The organism is Rothia sp. HMSC071C12, from assembly GCF_001813895.1.
Taxonomy (GTDB): Bacteria; Actinomycetota; Actinomycetes; order Actinomycetales; family Micrococcaceae; genus Rothia; species Rothia mucilaginosa.
This window is the reverse complement of the sequence record NZ_KV814378.1, coordinates 369976-384217: the sequence shown is the minus strand read 5'-3', so window position 1 is coordinate 384217 and position 14242 is coordinate 369976. Positions and strand designations below refer to the sequence as shown.

Here is a 14242-nt window from a genome sequence, read left to right as displayed (position 1 = left end):
TTGCGTTCACTGTATGGTTTTTGGATAACAATCCCGTAGGTTTGCGGTGATTATAGCGAGAGGGAAACGCCTGGTTCCATTCCGAACCCAGAAGCTAAGACTCTTCGCGCCGATGGTACTGCACTTTTGTGGGTGTGGGAGAGTAGGTCATCGCCGCTTTATTATTCAATAGCCCCGGCTTCGCCGGGGCTATTTTTGTTTGGGGAGGCCTAACCGCCTCCCCATTTGTCTTTAACATCCCATCAGTACGGGTGCACGGAAGGTGTTCTCTATACTAGAATGGTATGGCTTATGTTTAGGCATTAGCGGGTGCATCTAAGCACCCCTCATAGAGTTGATGCCTCAGGCAGCGGTTCGCCCGAATCGACTGCATACCCTACCCGCCCAAGAGCGGATACCTCCCAAGGAGATTCATGTCTGAGACCCCCCGTCACGAGTCTAACGGCTCCGGCCCCCGCCAGCACCGCAAGAACAGCGGAGGAAAGGACTTCCGCTCCAAGAAGGGCGGCAAGAACTTTGGCGGCAAGGGCGGTTTCAAGCGTAACGACCGCGGAGGCAAGAAGTTCGACGGTCGTCGCTCCGACTCCCGATCCAAGGCACCTCGCTCCAACGGCCCCGAGGCAGAAGCACCCCGCGAAGAAGTACGCAGCATTGGTGGCCGCGCAGGCTACCGCCCTGCAAAGCCCAAGGCACCGGAAATTGACGACGACATCACCGGTCGCGAGCTGGACGGTGCAACCTTCCGTCAGCTGCGTGCCCTGGAGCCCCGCAACGCTGAAACCGTTGCAAAGCACCTCGCCATGGCCGGTCGCTACCTCGACATCGACCCCGAGTTCGCGCTGGAACACGCGGTTGCTGCATCCCGAAGTGCAGGCCGTATTGCCGCAGTACGCGAAGCAGTCGGCGTCGCCGCATACGTTGCAGAAGACTTCGAACTGGCACTGCGCGAACTGCGCACCCACCGCCGTATTAGCGGCTCCGTAGACCACCTGGCACTGCTGGTGGACTGCGAACGTGCACTCGGCCGTCTGCCCAAGGCAATGGAAATGATTGCAGAATTCAAGAAGGAAGAACTGCCCGCCAACGTGCGCGTAGAGCTCGCCATCGTTGAATCCGGCATCCTCAGTGATCAGGGCAAGAAGTCTGAAGCTGTCGTAGCGCTGCAGATTCCTCAGCTGAACCCCAAGCGTGCCTTCGAGTACAGCCCCCGTCTGTTCAGCGCATACTCCGACGCGCTGGCTAACGCAGGCCGTAACCAGGAAGCAGAACGCTGGGCACGCCTCGCATTCATGGCAGAAGCAGCACTGGGCCAGGGCAACTTCGCAGAACCCGAAATCTTCGACATGTTCGGTGAAGCAGGCCTCTTCGAACAGGAAGAGAAGTCCGTAGAACTCACTGAAACCGCAGAAGACGCTGAAGGGACCGCGGAAGCTTCCGCAGAAGAGGAAGTAGCTGAGGACGAGAAGACCGAAGCGCCCAAGACTGAAGAAGCAGAAGAAACCTCCGCAGAATAAGACTGCAGAGAATCTAAGAATTCTAAATACGTGACCTAAGTGTCAGCGTGAAACCGCTGGACGCCACACCCAAGCAGGGGAGAGCGTCCAGCGGTTTTCTATATAATCGCCCGAAGGCACCAACGCTAGAGTGTCTAACAGGTACGATTAATAGCGACAACCGCCAGAGCCCCCGAGAGGAACACTCTATGACCACGAACGTACTCCTATCCCGCTACGATGCCCTCCTCTCCGATCTGGACGGCGTGGTCTACGCGGGTCCCTTCGCCATCGAAGGCGCACCCGAAGCGCTCAACCGTGCCGAAGAAGAACTCAATGTACCGGTCATCTTCGTCACCAACAACGCATCGCGCTCCGTAGAATCCGTAGCAGAGCACCTGCGAGAACTGGGTGTGCACACCCGAGCAGAACGAGTCGTCAGCTCCGCACAGGCAGGCGCCGCACTGCTCGCACAGCACGTACCCGCAGGCTCCAAGGTACTCATCACCGGTACCGAAGCACTCGCCGACTGCGTTCGTGCGGTAGGCCTCGAAACCGTACGCAAGGAAGAAGAAGGCCCCGTAGCCGTCATCCAGGGTTTCGACCCCAAGATCGGCTGGGAAGACCTGGCGGAAGCCGCCTACACCCTCGCAAACCCCGACATCCTCTGGATTGCCACCAACACCGACCAGAGCATCCCCAAGGAACGAGGCCAGGCACCCGGCAACGGAACCCTCGTAGCAGCCGTAGCAAGCGCAACCCGCCGCACCCCGCTCGTCGCGGGCAAGCCCGAAGCGCCCATCTTCCACACCGCAGCGCAGGCAGTAAACTCCAGCCGCCCCGTCATTGTGGGTGACCGCCTGGACACCGACATTCTCGGCGCCAACAACGCAAAGATGGACGGTGCCCTCGTCCTCACCGGCGTACAGACCTACCAGGACGTCATCGAGGCCGTGCCGAACCAGCGTCCGACCTATATTCTGCGCACCCTCGAGGACTTCTTCGCACCCTACCCCGAAATTGAGGTGCTCTACGAAGGCTATGAAGTCACCGCAACCGGCCCCACCTGGCAGGCCCGAGTTCGCGGTGAAAACCTGAGCCTGACCGGCCCCGAGGTTGAAGACACCGAAGCATTTGCGGGCAGCGAGAGCGAAGCCGAAGCATGGCGTGTAGCCTGCGCGGCATGGTGGGCGGCAAACCCCGAACAGGGCGCACGCCCCAACATCCAGGGGATCCCCGGTGCCTAAAGAACCGGAGACTAATAGCACGGCAGAGGAAACCGCTGAGCTTGATGCAGAATTCGAGCGCCAACTCGCGGCGACCCTCGCCATGGATCCCGTAGAGCGCGTCAAGCGCCTCGAAACGATGAGTGAGCAGCTGGAGAAAGACCTCGAAAACCTCTCCTAGTTCGCGGCGGTGTCACCTCAGAACAGCAATGCTCTGAGGTGACACTAGATAACCCGTCACCAGACGATGACATCACCAGACGACGACAGAAAGAAGACAAGGACACCGTGCGCCTCGATAAATACCTGGTCGAAGCCGGATTCGTGAGTTCCCGAACCCTCGCCGCAAAACTCATCGCGGCAAGGGACGTGCAAGTCAACGGCAAGGTTGCGCGCAAAGCGTCCATGCTCGTGGGCCCGGAGGATACCCTCTACGTGCGCCAGAGCGAGCTGACCGAATACGTCAGCCGCGCAGGCCACAAGCTCGCCGGTGCCCTCGACGCGTTCCCCGAAATCGAGGTAGAAGGCAAGCGTTGCCTGGACGCGGGAGCATCCACCGGGGGCTTTACCGACGTGCTGCTTCGTCGAGGAGCCGCCCACGTAGCCGCCGTTGACGTCGGACACGGGCAGCTCGTGGACACGCTACGCGAAGAACCGCGAGTCGGCGTGTACGAAGGACTCAACGTTCGCTACATGAAGCCCGAAGACATTGGTGGGCAGGTCGAACTGACGGTTTCTGACCTCTCGTTCATCTCGCTGACCCTGGTTATGGAGGCGCTAGCGAACGCCACCGAAACCGGCGGCGACCTGGTGCTCATGGTCAAGCCGCAGTTCGAGGTCGGCAAGCACCGCATCGGACGTGGGGGAGTGGTGCACGAAGAATCCGCCCGCCGTGAAGCAGTAGAAAAAGTTCAGGCATCTGCGGTCAGCCACGGATTGCGTGTGATGGGTATGGAACCCAGCCCGCTCCCCGGACAGGACGGCAACGTAGAGTACTTCCTATGGTGCAAAAAATAAAGGGTCTTCGGAATATATAGTGGAATTACTTTCTTAATAGTTTAAAAACAACTGGTGTTTAAATCGGATTTTCTGGTGGGATGTTAGGATAATCAATAGTATTATATAAAAGTATCAATCACATACGAGTGATACTTTGGGAAAAAAATAAAATAGTCCAATTTACTTGACCGTGTACTATGGTACATGGTTTATAATATTCAGGGGGTGAAATAAGATGATTTATCGCATTAGTGAGTTTGCAGATAAATGTGGAGTTAATAAAGAAACGATCAGATATTACGAGCGAAAAAATTTATTACAAGAACCTCACCGAACGGAAGCTGGTTATCGGATATATTCATATGATGACGTTAAGCGTGTTGGGTTTATTAAACGAATACAGGAACTTGGTTTCTCTTTAAGCGAGATTTATAAATTACTTGGTGTTGTAGATAAAGATGAAGTTCGTTGTCAAGATATGTTCGAATTTGTTTCTAAAAAACAAAAGGAAGTGCAAAAACAAATAGAGGATTTAAAACGAATTGAAACTATGTTATAATAGAAACATTAACAAACGAAAGGAGCTTTTTTATGAATAAATTTAAGGTAAACATTTCAGGAATGACTTGTACGGGTTGTGAAAAACACGTAGAATCAGCACTTGAAAAGATAGGTGCTAAAAATATTGAGTCTAGTTATCGTCGTGGTGAAGCAGTATTTGAACTGCCCGATGATATTGAGGTTGAAAGTGCAATAAAGGCGATTGATGAAGCAAATTACCAAGCCGGAGAAATTGAAGAAGTATCATCACTAGAAAACGTGGCGTTAATTAATGAAGGCAATTATGACCTTCTTATTATTGGTTCTGGTGCTGCTGCCTTTTCTTCGGCAATTAAAGCTATAGAATACGGTGCAAAAGTTGGAATGATTGAGCGTGGAACGGTTGGGGGAACCTGTGTGAATATTGGCTGTGTTCCGTCAAAAACTCTTCTTAGGGCAGGGGAAATCAATCATTTATCAAAAGACAATCCGTTTATAGGTTTACAAACATCCGCTGGAGAAGTGGATTTAGCTAGTTTAATCACGCAAAAGGATAAATTGGTGAGCGAACTTCGGAATCAAAAATATATGGATTTAATTGATGAATATAATTTTGATTTAATTAAAGGTGAAGCAAAATTCGTTGATGCTAGTACGGTTGAGGTCAATGGGACAAAGTTATCTGCAAAACGCTTTTTAATTGCAACAGGTGCATCGCCTTCGTTGCCCCAAATTTCAGGACTTGAAAAAATGGACTATTTAACTAGTACAACACTTCTTGAGTTAAAGAAAATACCAAAACGATTAACTGTAATTGGTTCAGGATACATTGGAATGGAGCTTGGACAACTATTTCATCATTTAGGTTCAGAAATAACGCTTATGCAAAGAAGTGAGCGACTTTTAAAGGAGTATGATCCTGAGATTTCAGAGTCAGTTGAAAAAGCGTTAATTGAACAGGGTATAAACCTTGTCAAAGGGGCAACTTTTGAGCGTGTTGAACAAAGTGGAGAGATAAAAAGGGTTTACGTAACAGTAAATGGCAGTAGAGAAGTCATTGAATCAGATCAGTTACTTGTTGCCACTGGAAGAAAACCAAATACGGATTCTTTAAATTTAAGTGCAGCAGGTGTTGAAACTGGAAAAAATAATGAAATCCTGATCAATGATTTTGGTCAAACAAGTAATGAAAAGATTTATGCAGCAGGAGATGTGACTTTAGGACCACAATTTGTATATGTAGCAGCCTATGAAGGTGGAATTATTACTGATAATGCTATTGGTGGATTAAACAAAAAAATAGATTTATCGGTAGTTCCTGCTGTTACGTTTACGAATCCGACGGTTGCAACGGTTGGTTTAACAGAAGAACAAGCAAAAGAGAAAGGGTATGATGTGAAGACATCTGTATTACCTTTAGATGCTGTTCCAAGAGCAATTGTAAACCGTGAAACAACCGGTGTATTTAAACTAGTAGCAGATGCAGAAACACTAAAAGTATTAGGGGTTCATATTGTATCTGAAAATGCAGGAGATGTCATCTATGCAGCATCATTAGCTGTTAAATTTGGCTTAACGATAGAAGATTTAACAGAAACCCTAGCACCATATTTAACAATGGCTGAAGGGCTAAAATTAGTTGCACTTACGTTCGATAAAGATATTTCGAAATTATCTTGTTGTGCAGGCTAAGGGAACTTTTTTACAACTCCCTATTCAACGGTGTCGAAAGTAAATATAGTGCCGAAAATAAATAGTGCTAAGGCAGTCTGAGAGAAACCGCTCGGTAACGCAGGACGCGTTGAGGGCGGGGCTTTCTCAGGCTGCCGCGCTATTCGCAGGTATTTTTACAGGTATTTTAGAGATACCCCAGCTGTACATTATTCGAAATAATTTTCTAAAAATATAGCTATTTAGAAAATCTTCGAGAACATATTCGGTATGATAGGTGTAGATACACCATCTCAACACCCGATGGGAGAGAGTCGTTATGGCAGAACACGAAGGCCACGCACCGCAGGAAGCAACCGCGCAGGTAGCTACCGCAGGTGCGCGTCATGGTTCCGAAGACTCGGTGGAACAACGTCACCGTAAGATTCTCGTCTTCGCCCACGTGGGGCGCAAAGAAGCACGAGATGCCGCCCGACAGGCATGCACCCAGCTCTACGAAGCGGGACTCGCACCCGTCATGACTCGCTCCGATCTGGAGACCCTGAGTGAAAACTGGGACGAGCCCGTCCCCGTGCAGGTCGTCCACGAATCCGTGGCGCTCATCGATATTGAACTCGGCGTGGTGCTCGGTGGTGACGGTTCGATTCTTCGCGCCGCAGAAATGGTGCGCCGAACCAGTGTTCCGCTCATCGGTGTGAACCTGGGGCACGTCGGCTTCCTCGCCGAATCCGAAGAGAGCGACCTGACCGAAACCGTTCGCTGCATCGTCAACAACGAATACACCGTTGAAGAACGCATGGCAATCGACGTGGAAGTCTGGAACGACGGCAAGCGCGTGCACAGCGACTGGGCGCTGAACGAAGCCAGCGTCGAAAAGGGCAACCGCGAAAAAATGATTGAAGTCATTATCGAGGTGGACTGCCGCCCGCTCAGCAGCTTCGGATGCGACGGCGTGGTCATGGGAACCCCCACCGGCTCGACCGCCTACGCTTTCTCCGGCGGCGGCCCGGTCGTCTGGCCCGAAGTTGAAGCAATTCTCATGGTGCCCCTCTCGGCTCACGCGCTCTTCGCACGCCCGCTGGTAGCAGCGCCGACCTCCACTCTGGCGGTAGAAATGATGCCCGGAAACGGCGCTTCCGGCGTGCTCTGGTGCGATGGCCGCCGAACCGTAGAGCTGGACCCCGGCTCCCGTATTGAGGTGAGACGCTCCGAAAAGTCGGTGCTGCTCGCCCGTATCCACCCGGCTCCCTTCTCAGAGCGACTGGTGCGTAAATTTGAGCTTCCGATCCGTGGCTGGCGTGGCCCGCAGGACACCGAGAAGCACTAAAGAAAAGGAATGAACGTTCGTGATTGAGGAAATCCATATTCGAGACCTCGGCGTCATCACCGATGCGAGGCTCCCCCTCGAACCCGGATTCTCCGTGCTGACCGGTGAAACCGGCGCAGGTAAAACCATGGTCGTCACCGCCCTCGGCATGCTCCTGGGCGCCCGATCCGACGCCTCCAGCGTGCGCAACGGTGCCAAGAGCGCCCTCGCCGAAGCCGTGATTCGCCTGCCCCACGGGCACCGCGCCCTCGAGCTTGCCGAAGAAGCCGGCGGCACCGCCGAAGACATCGACGAACAGACCTCCGAGCTGCTTCTGGCACGCACCGTCAACGCCTCGGGACGCTCCCGCGCCCACGTCGGCGGTTGCTCTGCACCCATCGGAACCCTGTCTCAGATTGGTCAGACTCTTGTTGCAGTCCACGGCCAGTCCGATCAGCTGCGCCTCAAATCAGCGGCAGAGCAGCGCCAGTCCCTCGACCTGTACGCCGGCGAAGAGCTCTCCAACCTGCTGGAGAAGTATCGCGAAAACTACGAGCGATACCGCGCCGCCGCCGCAGAGCTGAAGGAAGTACGCGAAAACTCGCGCGCACGAGCCCTCGAAGCGCAGACCCTGCAGGGCGCCCTCGAAGAAATCAGCGCCGTCAACCCTCAGGCCGGGGAAGAAGAAGAGCTCAAATCCGAAATGGTGAAGCTCATGAACGTTGAAGCGCTACGCATTGCCTCGGCAACCGCCTCCGCAGCGCTCAGCGGTAGCGAATACTCCACAGGCGACGAGCAGAGCGTCATGAGCCTGCTCGATGCAAGCCGCTCCGCGCTACAGGCGCAGGCAGACGCTGACGAAGAGCTTGCTTCTCTCGCCGCGCGCGTCAACGAACTGTTGATTCTTGCCACCGATATCTCCTCGGATCTGTCCTCCTACATGGCCTCCCTGGATGTTGAAGGCCCCGAACGTCTGGCGCAGGTGCAGACTCGCCGCGCCCAGCTGGCGACTCTCACCCGCAAGTACGGTGCCGATATTGCCGAGGTTCTCGAATGGGCCGAAGAATCCCGCGCACGCCTCGAGACCCTGGTGGATGATCCGCAGCGACAGGAAACCCTCGAAACCGAGCTGGTACAGCTACGCAAGGTGCTTGGCGCCCAGGCAGAAGAGCTGACCGCCCTGCGCCGTGCTGCCGCGCAGAAACTGGCGGATGCCGTCAGCGAAGAGCTCACTGCTCTTGCCATGCCGAACGCCTCCCTGGTCGTGGAGGTTGCCGAAGCTGAAAAGTTCTCGGTACACGGCCGAGACACCGTGACCTTCATGCTGGCGCCGCACCGAACCGCCGTGCCGCGCCCGCTCGGTAAGGGCGCCTCCGGCGGTGAGCTCTCCCGCGTGATGCTCGCTCTGGAGGTAGTGCTTGCCGAAGTGGACCCCGTACCCACCTTCATCTTCGACGAGGTGGACTCCGGCGTGGGCGGTAAGGCCGCTATCGAAATCGGTCGCCGCCTCGCTATGCTCGCTCGACACGTGCAGGTTCTGGTGGTCACCCACCTGCCGCAGGTTGCCGCCTTCGCGGACCAGCACATCCTCGTGCTGAAAAATGATGACGCGTCCCTCTCAAAGGTCAAGGTACTTTCCGAAGAGGAACGAGTGGTGGAACTGGCGCGAATGCTCTCCGGACACGATCAATCAGAATCGGCACGAGAGCACGCCCGAGAGCTGTTGGCAGCCGGTCGAGAAGTGCCGCAGGGGCGCTGAAACTGACGGCAAACCTGCCGGGAAAAGCATTGGGAAAGTGCTGGCAAACGCGCCGAAAGATGGCATCTTTCGCACTAAAGACCATCAAAGGGGGCTGAAGCGCGCGAGTGTGCCCCGGAAAGTTGTCAGTACAGCCCATGCTGGTGACCAATAGCGGCGCATGGAGCTCAGAGGATGTGAGATACTCTGTGAATGCTCCTACACCTGCTTCTACACGGCGCGGCGGGAATAATAAATCTCCAGCTCCGTTTACAGTGGTGATAAGGACAAATAGGGGAGGGAAAACCGCCGGAGAGAATCCTCTCACGGCAAAACCCTCTGCTTGGATAGCAGACAAGAAAATGGTAGGCTTAAATTCCGTGGTGAATGAAAAAAATAACGCTCTGAACGCGTCCTCTAACGACAAGGTAACCCGCCAGATTTTCGTAACCGGCGGCGTTGCATCTTCTCTCGGTAAGGGCCTGTCGGCCTCTTCCCTCGGTCAGCTTCTTCGCGCACGTGGCCTCTCTGTGACCATGCAGAAGTTCGACCCCTACCTGAACGTCGACCCCGGTACGATGAACCCCTTCCAGCACGGTGAAGTCTTTGTCACCGACGACGGTGCTGAAACCGACCTCGACATCGGACACTACGAGCGCTTCCTGGACGAAAACCTCGACCAGTCCGCTAACGTGACCACCGGCCAGGTCTACTCCTCCGTCATCGCAAAGGAACGCCGCGGCGAATACCTCGGCGATACCGTCCAGGTCATCCCTCACATTACCGACGAAATCAAGGCCCGCATGCGTCACGCAGCGGAAATTGACAACGCACCCGACATCATCATCACCGAAATCGGTGGTACCGTCGGCGATATCGAGTCCCTGCCCTTCATGGAAGCAGCACGCCAGGTACGCCGCGATGTTGGCCGCAAGAACGTCTTCTTCCTGCACGTCTCCCTGGTGCCCTTCATCGGCCCCTCCGGCGAGCTCAAGACCAAGCCGACCCAGCACTCCGTCGCAGCACTGCGCGGCCTGGGCATCCAGCCTGACGGTCTGATCCTGCGCTGTGAGCGTGAGGTCCCCGTATCGCACCGCACCAAGATTGGTAACGCATGCGACGTGGACAGCGACGCAGTCATCTCCTGCGCCGACGCACCCAGCATCTACGACATCCCCAAGACCCTGCACAGCCAGAAGCTCGACGACTACATCCTCGACTACTTCGGCATTGAGGCTCCCGCACCGGACTTCACCCAGTGGGACCGCCTGCTCGACGCAGTGCACCGCCCCGCAGCAGAGGTCAACGTTGGCCTGGTCGGTAAGTACATCGACCTGCCCGACGCATACCTGTCCGTCTCCGAGGCTCTGCGCGCCGGCGGCTTCGCAAACAACGTGAAGGTCAACATCAAGTGGGTTGCAGCCGACCTGTGCGCAACCGACGAAGATGCAGACCACCAGCTGCGCAACATGGACGCAATCCTCGTGCCCGGCGGCTTCGGCATCCGCGGCCTGGACGGCAAGATCGGTGCCCTCAAGTACGCACGCGAGCACAAGCTCCCGACCCTGGGCATCTGCCTCGGCCTGCAGTCCATGGTCATCGAGTACGCACGCAACGTACTGGGTCTGACCGAAGCATCCTCCACCGAGTTCGATCCGGAAACCTCCGTACCGGTTATCGCAACCATCGAAGAGCAGAAGCAGTTCGTCGAAGGTGCAGGCGACCTGGGCGGCACCATGCGCCTGGGCCTGTACGAGGCAAACCTTGTTCCCGGCTCTCAGGTTGCTAAGGCATACGGCGCAACCGAGGTTGCAGAGCGTCACCGCCACCGCTACGAGGTGAACAACGAGTACCGCGAGCAGCTTGAAGAAGCAGGCCTGCGTATCTCCGGTACCTCCCCGGACTCCTCGCTGGTCGAGTACGTGGAACTGCCCGCAGAGGCACACCCCTACTACGTGGCAACTCAGGCACACCCCGAGTACCGCTCGCGTCCGACCCGCCCGCACCCGCTCTTCTCCGGCCTGATTAAGGCTGCTCTGGAGCGCCGCAGCGCCTAACATCTAGGCACAAACGTTCAGCATCCCGCTCACCCCGCGCAGGGGAGAGGGGGATGCTTTCGTTTAAACCTGAACATGCCTTATTCTATGCCCGTACCTGACGCGCCAAACGTAGCGGGGCTAAGAAGCCGCCTACAATGAAAGAATGAGCAACAACCAGCAGATTATTGATGCACCCTCCGAACGCACCATCCGCACCCGCACCGTGAAGTACAGCGGCTACGTGATCGAAACGACCGTTGAAGAGTACGAACTTAACGAAAACACCGTGCTGACCCGCGACGTCGTGGAAATGCCCGGCGCCGTCGCCGTGGCGGTCCTCAACGACAACAACGAACTGCTGATGCTAAACCAGTACCGCCACCCGGTGCGCATGAACCTCTGGGAAGTACCCGCCGGACTGCTCGACATCGACGGTGAAGACCCCCTGGTCGCCGCGCAGCGCGAACTTGCCGAAGAGGCAGACCTGCAGGCAGAAACCTGGAACGCACTGACCGACTACTTCAGCAGCCCCGGCGCAACCAGCGAAGCAGGCCGCGTCTACCTGGCGCGTAACCTCTCGGAACTGCCCGCCGAAGAACGTAGCGAGCGTACCGAAGAAGAAGCTGAAATGACCTACCGCTGGGTGCCCCTCGCCGAGGCGGTACAGCTGGTACTGGGCGGAAAGGTTCATAACGCGCTCGCTATCCAGGCGGTACTCGCCACCTACGCGGCTGCGCAGAACAACTTTGAAGGCCTGCGCCCCGCCGAGGGTGGCTGGGAGTTCCACCCCTACATGGGACAGCGCCGCGAAAAGCCGGAGAACTTCCGCAACCACTAAGAACGGAACAGGGGGGGCGGGGGAGTAGCCTCGCCTACGGCAAACCCAAACGTCAAGAGGCCCAAATATCAACAGAACCGGCAGAGGAGATAGCGTGAAGCAGGCTAAAAGCACGGTGAGCAAGACATCCCGCGGCGCGGGTCTGCTCGGCGTGCCCTCTTCTGCCGGTTCCTCCGCGCTGGGTTCTTCTGCTCTGGATTCTTCTAGCCTGGGTGCTTCCCACCAGGAGGCACAGACCCCGCTCCAGAAAGCCGTTGACCAGTACCTCATCCACCTGCGCGTGGAACGAGGAAGCAGCGAACACACCATTGCCTCCTACGCGCGCGATTTGCGACGATACAGCACCTACATGGCGACCCTCGGCGTCATCGACCCCGAACGCATCACCACCGCGCAGGTGCGTTCCTTTATGCGGGAACTCGCCGCCCCCACCGTGCCCCTTGCCGGATTCGACGCGGGGGAGAAGAACAACCAGAACGCGCAGGAATCTCAGGAAGCGCAGGAAGAAGCCGCAGAATCGCTGGCACTGATGATCGCCTCCGAATCGGGGCGAGGGACTGGAAACGGGCGCGCTGGAAAAGGTCGTGCTGGGAAAGGTCATACCGGGCAACCGGAGAAAGCTGGGGCGCCAGAAAAAGAAACGCCAACCGCTGAAGGGGCACCGAACCTGCCCCTGCCGCTGGGCCCGAACTCCATCGCCCGCACCATGGCGGCAGTCCGCGGAGCACACGCCTTCTGGGTCTCCGCGCTCATCGTGCCCACCGACCCGGCGGCACCGGTCACCCCGCCAAAGAACGTTAAACGCCTACCCAAAGCAGTCAGCGTAGAAGACATCCAGCGGCTACTCGCCGTACCCGACCGCGAAACCGCCACCGGGCTACGCAATCGAGCCATCCTCGAATTCCTCTACGCCACCGGCGCGCGCGTGAGCGAAATGCTCAACGCCGATATTGACGACGTGCACTTCGAAGGAACCCTCACCGATGAAGACGGCAACCAGATCACTTTGCCCGGCTACGTTCGACTCTTCGGTAAGGGAAACAAAGAACGGCTCGTACCCATCGGAAGCTACGCCCAAAAAGCAATCCAAGACTACCTGGTGCGTGCCCGCCCCTCCCTCGTAGCGCACGGTAAAGGCACCGCCGCGCTCTTCGTCAACGGACGAGGCGGCAGACTCGGACGCCAAGGCGCCTGGCTTATCCTCAAAGAAGCCGCCGAAGCCGCCGGGCTCAGCTCTGACTTCTCGCCGCACTCCATGCGCCATAGCTTCGCAACGCACCTGCTGCAGGGCGGTGCCGATATTCGCGTGGTGCAAGAACTGCTCGGGCACGCCTCCATTGCCACCACTCAGGTGTACACCAAGGTCACGCCCGAGGGGCTCATGGAGGTGTACCGCATGGCGCATCCGCGTGCTCACGAACGGGGATAAAACCCCGTCAATCCGCGGAACAGCCGCTCTTGAGGTAACCTTATAGACAACGCTTAAACTTTAAAACTTCGAATTCATTGATGAAGGTGAACCATTGACTGAAGCTCAGGCTCAAGAACTCGGCCCCACCGGTCGACCCCTGCGCGTATACCCCGACCCGGCTCCGCTGAGCAGCCACGGTCCCGCCCGCATTATCTCTATGGTGAATCAGAAGGGCGGCGTGGGTAAGACCACCTCCACCATTAACCTGGGCGCGGCACTGGCAGAATGCGGCCGTAAGGTGCTGTTGGTCGACTTCGACCCGCAGGGTGCTCTCTCCGCCGGTTTCGGTGCGAACCCGCACGAACTGGACCTGACCGTCTACAACGTCATGATGGACCGCAAGGTCGACATTAAGGACGTCATCCTGCCCACCGGCGTGGAGAACATCGACCTGCTGCCCGCCAACATTGACCTCTCCGCAGCTGAAGTTCAGCTGGTCAACGAAGTGGCTCGCGAGCAGGTTCTCGCCTCGGCACTGCGCAAGGTCCGCGACGAATACGACGTCATCCTCATCGACTGCCAGCCCTCCCTGGGCCTGCTGACCGTCAACGCACTGACCGCCTCCGAAGGTGTCATTATTCCGCTGATTTGTGAGTTCTTCGCGCTGCGCGCCGTCGCACTGCTGGTCGACTCCATCGAGAAGGTTCAGGACCGCCTGAACCCCGACCTCGAAATCTCCGGCGTACTCGCCACCATGTTCGACGCGCGCACCATCCACTCCAAGGAAGTTCTGGCACGCATCGTGGACGCATTCGGCGACAAGGTCTTCGACACCGTCATCAAGCGCACCGTGAAGTTCCCGGACGCGTCGGTGTCCGCTGAGCCGATTCTCAGCTACGCCTCCAGCCACCCCGGTGCGGAAGCATACCGCCAGGTGGCGCGCGAACTGATCTACAAGGGCGGCGCACGCTAAAGCCCCCA

At 56.7% G+C, this 14242-nt stretch carries 11 protein-coding genes, 1 rRNA gene and 1 pseudogene; all 13 read left to right on the top strand.

The annotated features are described in order from the left end of the window. Nucleotides 1-42 precede the first annotated feature (42 nt). Nucleotides 43-159: ribosomal RNA gene (rrf, locus tag HMPREF2942_RS09230) — 5S ribosomal RNA — on the top strand. A gap of 254 nt (nucleotides 160-413) precedes the next feature. Further along, nucleotides 414-1514, top strand: a complete 1101-nt coding sequence (locus tag HMPREF2942_RS09225) for a tetratricopeptide repeat protein (RefSeq protein ID WP_070642039.1) — start codon at nucleotides 414-416, stop codon at nucleotides 1512-1514. 188 nt (nucleotides 1515-1702) lie between these two features. Continuing rightward, nucleotides 1703-2740, top strand: a complete 1038-nt coding sequence (locus HMPREF2942_RS09220; protein WP_070688928.1) for an HAD-IIA family hydrolase — start codon at nucleotides 1703-1705, stop codon at nucleotides 2738-2740. After that, complete coding sequence (locus HMPREF2942_RS09215) at nucleotides 2733-2900, top strand: hypothetical protein (protein WP_005506658.1); 168 nt, start codon at nucleotides 2733-2735, stop codon at nucleotides 2898-2900. The genes HMPREF2942_RS09220 and HMPREF2942_RS09215 overlap by 8 nt, the downstream gene beginning before the upstream one ends. A gap of 107 nt (nucleotides 2901-3007) precedes the next feature. Next, nucleotides 3008-3736: a TlyA family RNA methyltransferase gene (locus HMPREF2942_RS09210; RefSeq protein ID WP_070642033.1), complete on the top strand. Its 729-nt coding sequence runs from the start codon at nucleotides 3008-3010 to the stop codon at nucleotides 3734-3736. A 217-nt stretch (nucleotides 3737-3953) separates the two neighbouring features. Further along, a pseudogene (gene merR / locus HMPREF2942_RS09310) lies at nucleotides 3954-4274 on the top strand (Hg(II)-responsive transcriptional regulator); the annotation flags it as partial. 35 nt (nucleotides 4275-4309) lie between these two features. Then, a complete protein-coding gene (gene merA, locus HMPREF2942_RS09305) occupies nucleotides 4310-5950 on the top strand; it encodes a mercury(II) reductase (RefSeq protein ID WP_080977162.1) in 1641 nt (546 codons plus the stop codon). Between the two features lie 298 nt (nucleotides 5951-6248). Then, nucleotides 6249-7256 carry an NAD kinase gene (locus tag HMPREF2942_RS09205; protein WP_102034204.1) on the top strand — a complete coding sequence of 336 codons (1008 nt, stop codon included), beginning with the start codon at nucleotides 6249-6251 and terminating at the stop codon, nucleotides 7254-7256. Between the two features lie 19 nt (nucleotides 7257-7275). Continuing rightward, nucleotides 7276-8994: a DNA repair protein RecN gene (gene recN / locus HMPREF2942_RS09200; protein WP_070667203.1), complete on the top strand. Its 1719-nt coding sequence runs from the start codon at nucleotides 7276-7278 to the stop codon at nucleotides 8992-8994. 341 nt (nucleotides 8995-9335) lie between these two features. Then, nucleotides 9336-11030 carry a CTP synthase gene (locus HMPREF2942_RS09195; RefSeq protein WP_070667205.1) on the top strand — a complete coding sequence of 565 codons (1695 nt, stop codon included), beginning with the start codon at nucleotides 9336-9338 and terminating at the stop codon, nucleotides 11028-11030. Nucleotides 11031-11175: 145 nt separating this feature from the next. Further along, on the top strand, nucleotides 11176-11850 hold the full coding sequence (locus HMPREF2942_RS09190; RefSeq protein ID WP_070642020.1) for an NUDIX domain-containing protein: 675 nt from the start codon (nucleotides 11176-11178) through the stop codon (nucleotides 11848-11850). Between the two features lie 94 nt (nucleotides 11851-11944). Then, entirely contained in the window at nucleotides 11945-13279 is a 1335-nt protein-coding gene (locus HMPREF2942_RS09185; protein WP_070688927.1) for a tyrosine recombinase, read from the top strand. A 94-nt stretch (nucleotides 13280-13373) separates the two neighbouring features. Further along, the gene (locus HMPREF2942_RS09180; protein ID WP_005506637.1) at nucleotides 13374-14234 is read left to right on the top strand and encodes a ParA family protein; all 861 of its coding nucleotides are present in this window, start codon (nucleotides 13374-13376) and stop codon (nucleotides 14232-14234) included. Nucleotides 14235-14242 lie beyond the last annotated feature (8 nt).